13 protein-coding genes are annotated in these 16,491 nt (G+C 34.9%); all 13 read left to right on the top strand.

What is annotated here, in order from left to right:
- Position 1: 1 nt before the first annotated feature.
- The 13 genes from Q0U74_RS04930 to bioB all read left to right on the top strand — a co-directional run bounded on the left by Q0U74_RS04930 (position 2) and on the right by bioB (position 16,246).
- Entirely contained in the window at positions 2–1,660 is a 1,659-nt protein-coding gene (locus tag Q0U74_RS04930) for an N-6 DNA methylase (protein WP_297392999.1), read from the top strand.
- Positions 1,647–2,747 (top strand): restriction endonuclease subunit S, encoded by a 1,101-nt coding sequence (locus Q0U74_RS04925; RefSeq protein WP_297392998.1) that lies wholly within the window; start codon positions 1,647–1,649, stop codon positions 2,745–2,747. Before Q0U74_RS04930 ends, Q0U74_RS04925 begins: the two co-directional genes overlap by 14 nt.
- Positions 2,748–2,750: 3 nt before the next feature.
- On the top strand, positions 2,751–6,173 hold the full coding sequence (locus Q0U74_RS04920; protein ID WP_297392997.1) for a type I restriction endonuclease subunit R: 3,423 nt from the start codon (positions 2,751–2,753) through the stop codon (positions 6,171–6,173).
- 15 nt (positions 6,174–6,188) lie between these two features.
- Positions 6,189–8,054: an AbiA family abortive infection protein gene (locus Q0U74_RS04915; RefSeq protein ID WP_297392996.1), complete on the top strand. Its 1,866-nt coding sequence runs from the start codon at positions 6,189–6,191 to the stop codon at positions 8,052–8,054.
- Positions 8,055–8,277: 223 nt separating this feature from the next.
- The gene (locus Q0U74_RS04910; protein WP_297392995.1) at positions 8,278–9,138 is read left to right on the top strand and encodes a MerR family transcriptional regulator; all 861 of its coding nucleotides are present in this window, start codon (positions 8,278–8,280) and stop codon (positions 9,136–9,138) included.
- 134 nt (positions 9,139–9,272) lie between these two features.
- Entirely contained in the window at positions 9,273–10,166 is an 894-nt protein-coding gene (gene murB, locus Q0U74_RS04905) for a UDP-N-acetylmuramate dehydrogenase (protein ID WP_297392994.1), read from the top strand.
- A gap of 12 nt (positions 10,167–10,178) precedes the next feature.
- On the top strand, positions 10,179–11,045 hold the full coding sequence (gene rapZ, locus Q0U74_RS04900) for an RNase adapter RapZ (protein ID WP_297392993.1): 867 nt from the start codon (positions 10,179–10,181) through the stop codon (positions 11,043–11,045).
- Complete coding sequence (gene yvcK, locus Q0U74_RS04895; protein WP_297392991.1) at positions 11,030–11,998, top strand: gluconeogenesis factor YvcK family protein; 969 nt, start codon at positions 11,030–11,032, stop codon at positions 11,996–11,998. Before rapZ ends, yvcK begins: the two co-directional genes overlap by 16 nt.
- A gap of 45 nt (positions 11,999–12,043) precedes the next feature.
- The gene (gene fni, locus Q0U74_RS04890; protein ID WP_297392990.1) at positions 12,044–13,060 is read left to right on the top strand and encodes a type 2 isopentenyl-diphosphate Delta-isomerase; all 1,017 of its coding nucleotides are present in this window, start codon (positions 12,044–12,046) and stop codon (positions 13,058–13,060) included.
- Complete coding sequence (locus Q0U74_RS04885; RefSeq protein ID WP_297392989.1) at positions 13,061–13,582, top strand: HutD family protein; 522 nt, start codon at positions 13,061–13,063, stop codon at positions 13,580–13,582. It begins immediately after the preceding gene.
- 115 nt (positions 13,583–13,697) lie between these two features.
- Positions 13,698–14,441 carry a DNA/RNA non-specific endonuclease gene (locus Q0U74_RS04880; protein WP_297392988.1) on the top strand — a complete coding sequence of 248 codons (744 nt, stop codon included), beginning with the start codon at positions 13,698–13,700 and terminating at the stop codon, positions 14,439–14,441.
- 136 nt (positions 14,442–14,577) lie between these two features.
- Positions 14,578–15,219, top strand: a complete 642-nt coding sequence (gene trmB / locus Q0U74_RS04875) for a tRNA (guanosine(46)-N7)-methyltransferase TrmB (protein WP_297392987.1) — start codon at positions 14,578–14,580, stop codon at positions 15,217–15,219.
- Positions 15,220–15,280: 61 nt separating this feature from the next.
- Entirely contained in the window at positions 15,281–16,246 is a 966-nt protein-coding gene (gene bioB / locus Q0U74_RS04870) for a biotin synthase BioB (protein WP_297392985.1), read from the top strand.
- Positions 16,247–16,491: the final 245 nt, after the last annotated feature.

Here is a 16,491-nt window from a genome sequence, read left to right as displayed (position 1 = left end):
TATGGCTAAGAAGACAACTAAAAAAGCTGCTGAGAAAGCTTTGAACATAGATAATATTTTATTTAATTGCCGAGATATTTTGCGTGCGGCAAGAAATTCAGGTTCATTCTTTGAGAAAAGAGATATGATGCTTACACTTGTATTCCTTCGTTTTATTGGAGAAAAATACGAAGACGGAATTGAAAACTTACGTCAGACTTTAATTGAACAAGGGCTTGACCCGGATGATGAAGATATCAGAACAGCGTTCTTTGACGATGCTACTTTTGCAGATGGTACATATAATCTTCCTGTTGAAGCTCGCTGGTCAACAATTATAAATACACCTGCACCTAATTTGAATGTTGCGCTAGATACTGCACTTCATAGTATTGGTACAACTTCCAAAGACCTAAAGGGTTGCTTTATTGAAGGCACATTTACTTCTCGTAACCTTGGTGCTAATGATATCAAGAAGCTTGTTGATGAAGTCAATAAAATCAGTCACAAGGCTTTTGGTGAAGAAAAAGACCTTATAGGTCATGTGTATGAATACTTCCTTAAAGAATTTGCTGTTAATGCCACAAAAGAAGAAGGAGAATTCTATACACCACATGACGTTGTTCAGCTTATTGCTTCTATGATTGAACCATATGACGGAACTTTATATGATCCTGCCTGTGGTTCCGGTGGTATGTTTATTCAGAGTGCTGAACTTGTGAAATCAAAGCAAGGAAGTATATCGAGTGTAAATGTCTACGGACAGGAAAAAGAGCCAGCTACATATCGACTTGCAAAAATGAACCTTGCACTTCGCGGTATTAGTCACCATCTTGGCGGTATGAGTGATTCTTCGTTTATTAATGATTTACATAAAGGTTTGTATTTTGATTATATTATGGCAAATCCACCTTTCAATCTTAAAGGCTGGTATGATGAAAACTTGCAGAATGATGCTCGTTGGGCAGATTATGTTACACCACCTGAAAGCAATGCTAACTATGCGTGGATTTTACATATGCTTTATCATCTTAAAAAGTCAAATGGTGTTGCAGGGTTCTTGCTTGCTAATGGTGCTCTAAATGATAGTGATACTTTAGAAATCAGAAAAAGATTGATTAAAAATGATAAGGTTGAGGCTATTATTGTTCTTCCAAGAGAATTGTTTATCACTACTGATATCAGTGTTACCCTTTGGATTCTTAACCAGAATAAAAAAGGTGGAAATTACCACGGCAGAAACCTTCGTAACCGTGAACATGAATTTCTATTTATGGATTTGCGTCAGTGGACTGAAAACCCTGTAAAGCGTCAGAATAAAAAGAAAGTATTTCTGTCTTCAAATGATTCCAAGGGTACTGATGACATAACAATTAACCTTACTGGTCAAATTGAAAGAGCATCTTCAATTTATCACACTTGGCAGAACGAAGGCACAGACGGAACAAATTATGAAATGCCAGAACTTTATCGTAGTGTTGGAATCAAAGAAATTGAAAGTAAAGATTGGGCATTAACGCCAAGTAAATATATCGAGTTCATTGACCACGATTTGGATATAGACTATGAAAAGGAAATGTCACGCATTCAGGCAGAAATGCAAGATATTATGAAAGCAGAAAAGAAATCCCAGCAGATGTTGGAGGACGCATTTAGGGGGATTGGTTATGGCATTGACTAAATATAAACTTGGAGAGTTGATTGAACAGCGAAGAGAAAAATACAATTACGAGGAAAAATTACCAATAAGAGGTGTTTCTCGTGAAGGTTTCATTTCACCAAAACAAGATGGTGCAGACCTTTCAATTTATAATGTTTATTATAGAAATGATTTTGTGTTTAACCCTGCAAGAATGGAATTAAATTCAATTGCATTAAATCTATTTTGGGATAAGGCAATTTGTTCTTCTTTGTATGAGATTTTTTATGTTACACGCACAGATATCGTGCTTCCTGAATATCTAAATATGTTCATAAAAAGAGATGAGTTTGCAAGAAAATGTTGGTTTGAGGCTGTTGGTTCTGCACGAAATTATTTTCGAGTTGGAGATTTGGCTGAATTTGAAATTAGTCTCCCACCTATTGACCTCCAACAAAAATATGTAGATATATATAATGCCATGGTTTCAAATCAGGAATGCTATGAGCGTGGGTTGGAAGATTTGAAACTTACTTGCGATGCGTATATTGAAGATTTGAGAAGAAATATGCCTTGTGAAGAGATTGGACCGTATCTTCGTGAATGCAATGAGAAAAATGAAGGCAATGCAATTACATTATTTCAAGGTGTAAATGTAGATCATGTTTTCACCGAACCAAAGCGTGTGGCAGAAGATTCAGAGAATGGTAGTGTTGTTAGAACTGGGCAATTTGCTTTTAATAAAGTAATGAAATCCAATCGAACAAAGCTACCTATTGCTCTTAGAGAAGGACCAGATTGTGTTGTATCGAATTCATATCAAGTCTTTGAAATTACTGATACAAAGAAATTGAATCCCAAATATTTATTGATGTGGTTCAATAGAACTGAAACTCAAAGATATGCTGGATTCATCTCATTTGGAACAACAAGAGATATATTCACTTTTGAAGATATGGGGAAAATTACAATTCCAATTCCTTCTGTGGAGATACAACAAGATGTAGTTGATATTTTCACAGTTTATCAGGAACGAAGTGAAATCAATGAAAGATTGAAAATGCAATTAAAAGATATCTGTCCTATTTTGATAAAAGGCTCTCTCGAAGAGGCAAGAAAGGAGGCATAGCCTGTGGCTAAACTAAAAGACTATAACGGTCATTATTGTGAGTCTGATTTTGAATATGCCTTCATTGGCTTTCTTGAAAAAGAAGGTTGGAACTACCTTGCAGGCAACAAAATAAATCGTGTAACAAAAAATGATGTATTGATTGCTGATGATTTCAAGGCATTTATATCAAAGACAAATAATGATCTGACTACAGATGAGGTTACGCAAATTTTTGATAATGTACGTCTTGTGGGTGCTGAAAGCGACTTTGCCACACTTCACAAAGTATATGGCTGGATGGTTGACGGTGTTCAGTTCACACCACAAAACGGACTTACAAGAATGGTAAACTTAATTGACTTTGAAAAACCTGATAATAATATTTTCAGAGTTGTAAATCAGTTTACTGTTGAATACACAAATAATGGACAAAAGGAAAACCGCAGACCTGATGTACTACTGTTTGTAAACGGTATGCCTCTATGTGTGATTGAACTTAAAAATCCGGGCGATGCCAATGCAACAGTATTTAATGCGTGGGAGCAGATTAATATCCGTTATTGGAGAGATATTCCCCACTTACTTCACTACTGTCCACTTGCTTGCATTTCTGACGGAGTAAAGACAAGGCTTGGAACAGTTCGCACTCCTTATGAGCATTTCTATGCTTGGCGTAAAGTTAATGATGGTGATGAAGTATCCACTATGCCATTTGCAGAAGCAGAAACAATGATTAAGGGAGTTTATAGTCCTGCACGTTTCCTTGAATTGTTCAGAGATTATATTTATTTTCAGGATACTATTTATGACCATGAAGAGGTTGAAATCGTATGTCGATATCCACAGTTCTTTGCATCCAAGCTATTGAAACAAAGTATTGTGAATTCCATCGTTGATGGAACTGGTAAAGGTGGTACTTATTTCGGTGCGACAGGATGTGGAAAGACTTACACAATGGCTTTCCTTGCTCGCCAGCTTGCACTTCGCTGTACTGATATACCTGCTATTGGTTCACCAACAATTATTCTTATCGTTGACCGTGAGGAGTTGCAAAAGCAAGGTGCAAAACTTTTTACAAAGAGCAAAGAGTTCTTGAACCTTGGCGAAGTATCTGTTGTTAAGAATAGAAAACAATTAAGAGAAGAACTTGGAGCAAGACAGAGTGGCGGATTCTATATCTGTACCATTCAGAAGTTCTGCGACCGTGAAGATGATAAAATCGGTCTCATCAATGACCGAAAGAATATTATATGTTTTTCAGATGAGGCTCATAGAACACAACTTGAACATTCAAAGAAAATTCAGTTTAGCAAAGATGCTGACGAAAATATGAAAGCTATGGTGTCCAAGCCTTATGCGAAAGTGTTAAAAGAGGCATTTCCACAGGCTACATTTGTAGGCTTTACAGGAACACCTATAGCTGAAACCTATCAGACCTTCGGTGAAGAAATTGACCGTTACACAATGGATCAGGCTGTTGCCGATGGACTTACTGTGCCTATCAAGTACCACCCTCGTATTGCCAAGGTATTACTTGACAAAAAAAAGGCAGCAGAGATTGAAAATTACTATAAAAAATGTGCCGATGATGGTGCAACATATGATGACATTGAGGCAAGCAAACGTGCAATGAGTTCTATGGAGGTTATCCTTGGTGAACCATCAAGACTTGAAAGACTTGCTGTTGATATCCATGACCACTATGTTTCTGCATGTGACCAGGACCCTGACAGAACACAGAAAGCTATGGTTGTATGTTCAAGCAGAGCAATTGCCTATGCACTTCTTCTTAAATTCAAGGATAAATATCCTGAATGGTTTGAAGAAAAGAAAGTTCCAGATGGTGTTGTTGTGTCTGATGAGGAATTAAAAAAATTAAAGCCTATGCCATTTATAGCTATGGTTTCAAGTGTTGGAAGTAACGATGAACCGGAAATGTACAACTATCTTGGTGGTGTTAAGAATGACAAGCGTTCAGAAGAACTTGACGCATCGTTCAAACAGGAAAAATCTAACTTCCGCATTGTTATCGTTGTTGATATGTGGATTACAGGATTTGATGTTCCTTCGCTTACATTTCTGTATAATGATAAGCCACTTAAGAAACATTTGCTTATTCAGACAATTAGCCGTGTTAATAGAAAATTCCCGGGAAAAGACCATGGGATGATTATCGACTACATTGGTATTCGTGACAATATGCGTGAAGCTATGAAAATTTATGGTGGCAATACATCTGTTGCTCCAACTTCAGATGATGTAGAACAAGCTACTATGATTTTCAGAGAAGAACTTGAAGTTCTTAAAACGCTCTTTACTGATTATGATTTAGCGCCATTCCTCAACCCTGATTGTGACCCTGTAGAGCGTTATATGTTGCTTGCAAAGGCTGCTGAATTTGTATTTGCATCAACACAGGAATTAAGCAGTGAAAAGGGAAAGGTATCATTCAAGACATATTTCTTGCAAACTGTGAAAAGAATGCGAACTGCTTTTGATATTTGTCAGCCTTCTGGTGAACTTGGAGAAGAAGAATCAGCACTTGCACAGTGCTTTATGGCTATTGCCGGATTCGTTCGCAAAATGAGTGGAACAAGTGATGTTGATGCAGATACAATGAATCGTGCCGTATCAAAAATGGTTGAAGAGGCTCTTAAATACAATCAAGTTGAAAGTGTTCTTGAAAGTGGCGAGGAAGAAGATATCTTCTCTCCTGAATATTTCGAGAAATTGTCTGATGTTAAAATGCCTGCAACAAAGCTTGAACTTCTTATCAAAATGCTTCGTAAGCAGATTAAAGAATACGCAAAAGTAAATCAGATTGCCGCAAAGACATTCCAAGAGATGCTTGAAAAGACCATTGAAGAATATCACGAAAGACGTAAGCACCTTACTGCTGAAGAAGCCGGAGCAACTCAAGAACAGGCATCTGAAGACATTATTAAGGCTGCTACGGAACAGGCACTTGCAATCTTACATCAGATGAATGAAAATCGAGAAAGTTTCCGAAAAATTGGTTTAACTTTTGAAGAAAAAGCATTCTATGACATACTGATTTCATTGCGTGACCAGTTTAACTTTGAGTATGGAACTGACAAGGAAATAGATGGTGTGGTTGTTAATGACAAGTGCAAGACTTTAGCTAAGAAGGTTAAAGAAATTATCGACACAAAATCATCTTTTGCAGATTGGCTTAACAATCAGAATGTGCGTAATCAATTAAAACTTGACATTAAGATTTGTCTTGTCAAAAATGGCTATCCGCCACAATACAGTCCTGTAGTATTCAATAAGGTTATGGAACAGGTTGAAAACTTCGAAGAGAATTCTGATATGGGCACAGCTGGTACGAGTGGAAATGCAAATCTCTATCAGTATGCTCCTGTTGATACTACTTTAAAGGTTGCAGAAGAACCTGCTCCTTATGGGAAGAAAAAAAAATAAGCAGAGAGGTAAGGTATGTTTGGAATTACACATGATACATGGAAGCAGACATGCCAAATGTATTTTAAGTTAAGTGAAGGTAGTAAAAAGTCCTATTTGCAGTGGTTTCCTTTTTCAAAAATCACTGTAGATGAGGAAGAATACATTGCTAGTGAAGAGTTCTTTGAAAAATACATAAGAAAAGCTGCATTTGTATTGTTTCCGGAAGCAATGCATCAATCCGAAAACTTTCTTCAAAAGGGAGACGGGAGCTTTAGAGATTCAAGTCTCTTATCACCGATTTTGTATTTAGTATTACAAGCTATAGGCAAGGAAATATCTAATCATTATCAACCGGTAAGAAATGTGAATATTGATGCTTTTTATGCAGGAAACTATGACTATATGCGTGCGAAGTATAAACAGGATTATGATGAGTTTTTCAAACTGATAAATGCTAACATTTCAGACTGCCAGTATTTTATTAAAACCGATGTTACTAACTTCTTTCCCAATATAAACCTTGATATTCTTATTAATCAAATTGATAAAAGAAGTAATTTAGAAGGCATTTGCTTCACTCCTACTCAATTGAAGATGATCAAAGAATTGTTGTTGTATTGCGGAGCTGGAAAATTTCCAATAATAGAAAATAGCACTGCATCTTCATATTTAGCGACAATCGTGTATACAGATGAGATAGATAATCGTATATATCAATTTATTAAAGAAAAAATCAACTGCATAAGTGATTTTAAGATTATTCGATATGTTGATGATATGTATATCTTGATTAATTCTTCTCATGACATTGTTATGTTGCACGATGCTTATAACCAGATTAGAAATGAGTATTCTTCTATTTTAAAAGAATATGGATTGTCTCTTAATACAAAAAAGTGTTGTTTAAAGCCTGCAATAGAAATCAATGATGAACTGAAAAAGTCAATATATGATGAATATTTCAATGGCATTCAGCATGATATTGAGGAATTATTTGAAGGGAAGTTCCAAGAGTTTTTGAATTCGTTATTATCATCACTTAAAGAAGATTATATCGATGTTGAACACTACAATTCATTGATTGAACATCACTTTAGCAGTGATGATATTGAGTTTACGCCAACAGAAGTTTATAACCATTATATTTACGAATGCGAGGAAGTAATTCAAGACAGCAAAGTAATATCCACAATATGTAAATTGATTAACACAGATGTTTCTTTTATTAGTTTAGACCCAAAACGTTTATCTATAATGATAATGAAGACCAAAAGTCCATCTGCTATCAAAGCTTTGCTTAATCAGTTGTTTCAACGTAATCGAAAAGGACTTTGGAATTCATATGACACATCAATTGCCATATCCTATTTAATTCAGAGTGAGTTTAGACATATTGATTTGCTCGATGCTCTAAATGAGAATAGTACAAATCTTAAGAATTATTACTATTACTGTTGTAAAAATAGCTTTTTATCCACACTTCGTAATAAGAGGATTAATGATTATCTACACATTATTGATAAAGACTGGAAAGCATACTTCCTATATTTCATGTATTGGGTGGAGAAAAAAAGACATAATACATTGGCGGAATATGCATTTTATAAAAACTACTTTGACCGTTTTACAGCTGATTTAGCATTTTATTATAATTATGATCCAACTTGTAAAAAAACAAATTACAAAGGTTTTTACAAAGAGCCAGCGTTTAAAACATTTTATAAAGAGATAGATGGTTCTGAAGAAATAATTAAGCGCGCACATTATTTAAGAAATGCAAATCCGTTGTCTCATTCATCAGCAGGATTAATTGATAAATCAACTACATCAAATGATTTAAAAAAGTGTATTGATGATTTGAATTCGCTCATTGATAATTATATAACTATACATCGCTGATAATCTCACATAACATTTCGCCCTTGAGCATAAGAAAACGACCACACAGGACTATTCCTACTCTTGTATGGTCGATATTTCTTTTGTCACCGCTCGAAGATGTCACTCAAAAAATTTTTTTCTTACAATCCCTAACTAAACGCCCCTTAGGGGTATCTTTTTTTATAAACTTATATTGACTTGAACCCAAGGGACAGGCTTAGACTATAGGTGGAGGTGGATTATGAAGAGAAGCGAAGTGGAAAAAATTACTGGACTTAGGCGGAAGGCAATTTTATATTATGAAGAGAAGGAGTTGATTTCGCCTGCCATTGAGGAAAATAATTACAGAAATTATTCAGAAGAAGACCTTAATAGACTTATAAAAATTTCCCTTTATAGAAGGCTTGGACTAAATGTAAGTGAAATAAAAAATATTTTAGATTCTAATAATAAGGAAATTGGAAAAATTTTAAGGGACCGAGACTATAAAATTGAACTAGAAAAAAGCAAAAAGAATTTGCTGGAAAGAATAATTAGGGGCGATGATTTAATAGAAATCACCGACCAATTAAATACTTTGGAAAAGGAAGAGAGCATTTACGAGAAACTTACAAGAATTTTTCCAGGATATTTTGGTCAAGCTTTTTTTATGACCTACAAACCCTTTTTAAAAGAAAAATTAAAAGAGGATGAAGAAGAAGCCTTTAACGAGTATGTAAATTTTTTGGACAGCCTTCCCGAAATTGATTTTACAGAAGAGGAAAAGAGTTATATCGAAAATTTGACTAGTGATTTTAAAAATGAAGACTTGGAAAAAATAAATAATGAAAAAATAAGGGCAGCTTACAACATAGAAGACTGGCTAAGGGAAAATGAAAACAATGTAAAAACCTATGAAAAATTTTTAGAAAGCGAGGAGTATAAAAATAGCCCAGTAAAAACAATTAGGGACAAGATAAAAAATTATATGATAAAAAGTAATTATTATGAAGTTGCCTTACCACTAATTAGAAAAATGAGCCCAGCCTATGATGACTATTACAAAAAACTTTTAGAAAGCAATGAAAAGTTTTTAAGACAAGTGGATTTTAAGGAAAATTAAATTTAAAACTACATTAAACTCTATTCTTTTACTAAGAGAATGGAGTTTTTTATTATATTTTTTTAAATAATAGAGAAGTTAATATTTATCGCCTTTAATGATATAATTATAGTAATAATATTTCGAGGTGTTATATGAAATTTAATATAAATGAAAATTTTGGAGATTTTTTTTATGACGAGCTTATGACAAACCACACTTCTTTTTGCGTAGGTGGACCGGCTAATCTTCTCATAAAACCTAAGGACGAGGAGTCTCTCATTGAAATTTTAAAAGAAATTAAGAAAAATAATTACAATTTTTATATCCTTGGCAATTGCACAAATATTATTGTGAGAGACAAGGGCTTTGATGGAATTATTATTAAGCTTAAAAATAAATTAAATGAAGTGAAAAAAGTTTCTGACACAGAAATTTATGCAGGAGCAGGTGCTAGCCTAAAGAAAGTCAGCGAGTTTGCCATGGAAAATTCTCTTACTGGACTTGAGTTTACCCACGGCATACCAGGTTCTCTTGGCGGCGGCGTTGTAATGAATGCTGGTGCCTATGATGGAGAGATGAAAAATGTCATTAAGAGCGTGAGACTTTTAGACGAAAATTATGAAGTGATAGAAGTGCCCTGCCAAGATATGAATTTTTCTTACAGACATTCTCTTGTGCAAGAGAGAGATTTAATTGTCCTTGGCGCGACTTTTTCTTTAAATCCTGGAAATAAGGATGAAATAAGAGAAAAGTATGAAGAATTTGACAGGAGACGAGCTGAAAAGCAACCTCTCGATATGCCTTCTGCTGGCTCTACCTTTAAGAGACCCACTGGATATTTTGCTGGCAAATTAATTGATGACTCAGGTCTTAGGGGCTTTACTCACAAGGGGGCAGGCATTAGCGAGAAACACTGCGGCTTTGTTGTAAATAAAAATAAGGCCACTGCAAGTGACGTCCTTGAAACTATTGAGATTGTGCAAAAGGTTGTCCATGACAAGTTTGGCGTAAATTTAGAGAGAGAAGTTAAAATTATTGGAGATTAATTTGGTGATTTTATGGAACTTATAATTATTACTGGAATGAGTGGCTCAGGCAAGTCCTATGCCCTAGATGTTTTTGAAGACTTGGGCTATTATGCCATGGACAATCTTGCGCCTGCTCTTCTTCCAAAGTTTTGCGAGATGGCACTTGATGCCAAGAGCAAAAATTTTGACAAGGTTGCTGTGGTTGTAGACTTAAGAAGTGGCGAGTTTTTCAATTCCTTTTTCTCTAGCTATGAAGATTTAAAGGGAATGAATGTAAAGACGAGACTTTTATTTCTCTACGCCGACATGGAAACTATTGTGGCAAGGTACAAGGAGCTAAGACGCCCTCACCCAATGAATTCCTCCATAGTTGAGGGCTACAAGTTTGAGGAAGAGACTCTTTCAAAGGTAAAGGACAATGCTGATTTTGTCATTGACACAAGTGGACTTTCTACAAAAAATTTGAGGACACAACTTATGGCCTTTGTCTCCTACGATGAGAAGGACAATTTTGCCATTGAAGTTACAAGTTTTGGTTACAAGAGCGGAATTTTAATGGATGCCGACCTTGTCTTTGATGTTAGATTTTTGCCAAATCCTTTTTATATTAAGGAGCTAAAAGATTTAAATGGAAAGACTGAAGAAGTCAAAAATTATGTGATGAAGTGGGATGTGACAAAGACTTTTATTGACAAGACCATTGATTTGCTTGAATTTTTGATTCCTAATTATATGGCAGAGCAAAAGAGAGTTTTGACTATTGGCATTGGTTGCACTGGTGGTTTTCACAGGTCAGTGACTATTGCCGAAGAGATTGGCAGGATTCTAAAGGAAGAATACAAGTCAACTTATGTCACTCACAGGGATATGGAGAAAAATTTATGGAAAAAAAGATAGCAGTCCTTGGTGGAGGTACGGGAATCTCCACTATTTTGCGTGGGCTAAAAAATTACACAAAGGACATTTCTGCTGTGGTCTCCATGTCCGATGACGGTGGAGGCAGCGGCATCCTCAGGAAGGAATTAAATATTCTCCCACCAGGTGATGCCAGGAGATGTTTAATTGCCCTATCCAACACTGATGAAACCTTAAAGGAACTTTTAAACTACAGATTTAATTCAGGGACCTTAAAAAATCAAAACGTGGGAAATATTTTAATCGCTGCCTTAACAGATATTTTTGGGTCTTTTGACAGGGCTCTAATAGAAATGAGTAGCGTCTTTAATGTAACAGGAAAAATCATACCAGTAACCTTAGATGAAACCCATCTCGTTGCAGAATTTGCCTCTAAGGACAAGGTGGTTGGCGAGTCCTACATTCCAAAAATGTGTTATAGATTAAATACGAAAATAGAAAAAATGAGCATGATTCCTCATTATCCAAGGGCAAATGATGATGCCCTAAGGGCAATCTTAGATGCCGACATAGTTATAATTGGTCCAGGTTCTCTTTACACTTCTATTATTCCAAATTTTTTAATAGCAGGAATAAATGAAGCCCTAAGAGATACTAGGGCACATGTCATCTACATTGCCAATGCCATGACCCAAAAGGGGGAGACCAAAAATTATTCCCTAAAAGACCACTTTGATGCAATTTTAAAACACACAAACTACGAATTTATAGACGAAGTCATTGCCAATGATTTTAGGGCAAGCCATGATGTCTATGAAAATTATTACAATAAGGATGAGTCCCTTCCAATTTTTGTTAGTGATGAAGACAGAGCTTATTTTATAGAGAAAAAAGTAAAGCTTACAGAGGGCGAATTTATCGACATAAAGGATGGCTTCATCAGGCATGACGGCGATAAAATTGGAGCAAGTATTTTTAAGGAAGCCTTATTGTAAAAAAATTTATAAAATGATATTATTTACTTGTTAAAGGAGGATGCAATGAGGAAATATAGAAAGACAGAGCATATAGAAAATTTTCTTCGCACAACTTATGTTGGCGATACACTTTTTTCTGATATCTTTTTGTATAATGACTCTATTCCAGAAATAGATTACGACGAAATTGATACAAGCGTAAATTTTTTAAATAAAAAAGTAAACTTCCCACTTATGATTAATGCCATGACTGGTGGCAGCAATCTTTCAGAGGAAATAAATAGAAATCTTGCCAATGTGGCAAAGGAATTTGATTTGCCCATGGCTGTTGGCTCACAGGCAATTGCCCTTGAAGATGAAGATTCAAGAAAATCCTTTGAAATTGTAAGGGAAATAATTAAAGATGGCATTGTAATTTCAAACTTAAATGGATTTTCTACAGCTGAAGATGCAAAAAAAGCTGTAGAGCTTTTGTCTGCCGATGCAATTCAAATCCACCTAAATCCTGCCCAAGAACTTGTGCAAGTTGAAGGCGAGAGAAACTTCTGTGGCATACTTAAAAATGTAGAAGAAATAGTAAAAAAATCTGAAGTGCCAGTTATAGTAAAAGAAGTTGGCTTTGGCATGTCACCAAAGACTGTAAAAAAACTATACGACATTGGCGTTAGATATGTTGACATATCAGGATACGGCGGCACAAACTTTTTTGAAATAGAAAATCTTAGAGACCCAAACTCAGATATATCAGATTTATTTTCTTGGGGAATACCTACTGCCCTATCCTTGATTGAAGCAGATAGACTAAAGTTAAAGGATCTCTATATAATTTCTGCTGGTGGCGTAAAAAATTCTATGGACATAGTTAAGAGCATAGCAGCAGGAGCATCAATGACAGCAATTAGCGGCGAAATCTTATCTTATATTGTGCGCGGCGGTTATGAATACACATTAAAATACATTGAGGGACTAATCGAAAAGACTAAAATGCTAATGATGCTTTCAGGTGTCAAAAACATAGAAGAACTTAAAAAAATTGACTACAAAGTCACTGGAAAATTAAAGGATTTATTAGGTGATTAAATGAAATTTATAAAAAAAGATGACTTTAAAGATTCAAAATGGTCTGCAGGAGTAACAACAGAAGTCTTTATTTATCCAGAAGGCGCAATTGTTGGCGAGAAAAACTTCGATTTTAGAATTTCTACTGCAACTTGCAATGAAAAAATTTCAAACTACACACCTTACAAGGGCTTTAACAGATACATCGCCCCAATAAATAATGTCATGAATATAGAAACAGCAGGAGAAAAATTTGTCTTAGCTCCATATGAAGTTTTATTTTTTAATGGCGATGACGAGACAAAATCCTCTGGCGATGTGAGAGACTTCAATTTGATTTACAAAAAGGGACTTGACGCAAAGATGTATGCCCTTAACATAAATAACTTTGAATATTTTGCAAAATCTCGCGCAGTGATTTTTAATTACGACGCTGACTTAAAAGTAGACGGAAAAGAATTTGAAAAATTTTCAGCATTATACCTTGAAAAAGAAAAGATTAACATAGAAGGCCTTGGAAAAATAATAATTTGCGAATTTTAATATTATTTAGAATATGACCTCCTTACTTAAAAAAAGTAGGGAGGTTTTTTTATTGTAAATCCTATATAATAGTAAATAGTGTTAAATTTATAGCTGTTAAAAGGTTGTGGAATTATTGAAGAGAAATAGAAGTTTAAAAGTGCTTGCTCTTGTTTTTGTCATTGGCCTTGGATTTTTATTAAGTCAAGATCCTTTGAGCCATGGCAAAAATAAGTACAATAATAGCTTTTTAAATAAAATTGAAAATATTTTTGGAAATAATTATGAGGTCACTGAGAAAAGTCCCTACTATAAAATAGATAAAAATCCACCACAGTTTTCTTCTGATGATTTGAAAATGGGGCCCGACTTTTCCTACTTTTCTGATTTAGACCATCTTAACAGGGTTGGTCCTGCCAATGCTCTTATTGGCCCTGACTCCCTGCCAAAGAAGCCAAGAGGCGACATTTCAAAGGTTTATCCCACTGGTTGGCATCAAAGGTTTTATGATTTTGTGGAGGGCGAAGCTGTCTACAACAGGTGTCACCTCATTGCCTATCAGCTTACTGGCGAAAATGATAACTGGAAAAATCTAATGACGGGCACCAGGTCTTTTAATGCCAAAGGTATGCTGCCCTTTGAAAATTCTGTGGCAACCTATATTAGGGACACTGGCAAAAAGGTGAGATACAGGGTGACGCCAATTTTTCTTGATGACGAGCTAGTGGCAAGAGGTGTAATTATGGAGGCATACAGCATTGAGGATGGTGGCAAAAAGATAAACTTCAGAGTTTTTGTGAGAAATATTGAAGAAGGCGTTAAGATTGATTATAAAACGGGAAGGACTAGCCTTGATAGGGGTAATTTCTTCAATAAATAAGGTAAATGAAATAAGCTAAAGGTAAAAGCTAAAGGGCTTTTATTTTTTTGAAATAAATTTTAAATAAAAATCACAAGAATTGTTGACTCTTACTCAACTTGTGTTATAATGCTTAAAGCAAAAAAAGGAGAGTAATATGAGGCTTAGAAAAAAACATTTTGCAATTCCAGAAATGCGCGAAAATCCTTATGTATTTTTTAATGGTGAAGAAAATAAGGGAAGATGGAAGGATATTTTTGGCAACTACAATCCAATTTATCTTGAAATTGGCGCAGGCAAGGGCACTTTTACTATAGAATCAGCAAAGAGAAATAAAGATATTAATTATATTATGGTAGACATTGAAACTAATGCACTAATTTATGCCACTAGAAAAATCCTAGATGAAGAGCTTACAAATGTGAGGGCAATGCCAATTAATGCGGAAAATATTTTGGATTATTTCGACAAAAATGAGTTAAGTAGAATTTACATCAACTTTTGCAATCCTTGGCCAAAGTTAAAGCATAAGAAGAGAAGGCTTACTTTCCCAAGGTTTTTAGAAAAGTATAAGGTCATTTTAAAGCCAAAATCACAAATATACTTTAAGACTGATGACTTAGAACTTTTTGAGGAAAGTTTGATCTACTTTAGTGACTGCGGCTTTTCAACGCTAGTAGAAGAATTTGACATGAAATTAGATGATTATCCAGACAATATAGTTACGGAATACGAGAGAAAGTTTAGAAAATTAAATCAAAAAATAAAATTTGGCGTCTTTGAATACTATGTTAACTAAAATATTCTTTTGATTGACAATAAACCATGGGAAATATATAATTATTTCAGGAGTTGAAGACATGGATATTATTGAATTGAAAGAAAAAGTAAAAAATGGTTACTCTGTAACAAGAGAGGAAGCCATAGAATTATACAAGAGCGATTACGACACCTTGACTAAAGCTGCAGATGAACTTAGAGAATATTTCTGTGGCAATGACTTTGATGTTTGTACTATTATAAATGCAAAAAGTGGAAAGTGTTCCGAGAACTGCAAATTTTGTGCACAATCAGCCCACTACAACACACATATAAAAGAATATGACCTCTTAGATGAAGAGACAATAGTAAAGGACGCGCTAGATAAATACGAAAGAGGCATACCTAGATACTCAATGGTAGCTAGTGGCAAGGGCCTTACAGCAAAAGACATTGACAAAATCTGCAGCATAACTAGAAAAATTCATGAAAAAGCACCAGAAATGAAAGTTTGTATATCAGGAGGAATAATCTCCGAAGAATCCTTTGAAAAATTAAAGGATGCAGGCATAACAAGAATCCACAACAACCTAGAAACATCAAGAAACTTCTTCCCAGAAATATGCACTACCCATACTTATGACCAAAAGATTGACACAATAAAGGCAGCTCAAAAAGCAGGAATGGAAATTTGCTCAGGCGGATTAATAGGACTAGGAGAAGACTTTACAGATAGGATTGACATGGCACTACAACTAAGAGAACTTGATGTACATTCAGTTCCAGTAAACCTCTTAAACCCAATAAAGAACACGCCCCTAGAAAACAACGATCCCCTTTCCATGGAAGAAGTAAATAGAACTTGTGCAAGCTTTAGATTTATACTTCCAAAAGCACTAATAAGACTGGCTGGAGGAAGATCTTTAATGGAAGGATTTGGCTTATCAGCCTTTAAGTCAGGAGCAAATGCAGCAATATCTGGAGTCCTCCTAACAACAAAGGGAGCAAGCATAGAAGAAGACATGGAAAGATTTAAAAAGCTAGACTATACTGTAAAAGCGGTGTAAAGAAATTCGTCAAAATATTTAATAAAAAATACTTGACAAAGATAGATAAAAATAGTAATATTAAACAGCTGTAACAAATGCAGCTGTTATTTTTTTAAAAAAGAATAAATCAATTAAAAAAATAAAAAGCAGTTGACATTAAGTTAGTAAGATGATAAACTATAATAGTTGTCTTACAGAGACAGCTTGGCTTTTGTAAAGGTCGAGTAAAAACAATTTGAAAAAATTGTAAAAAAAGCTTGACA

Source organism: uncultured Peptoniphilus sp. (assembly GCF_946998875.1).
Lineage (GTDB): Bacteria > Bacillota > Clostridia > Tissierellales > Peptoniphilaceae > Peptoniphilus_A.
The sequence above is the reverse complement of the archived record's forward strand: the minus strand, read 5'-3'. Positions and strand labels throughout refer to the sequence as shown.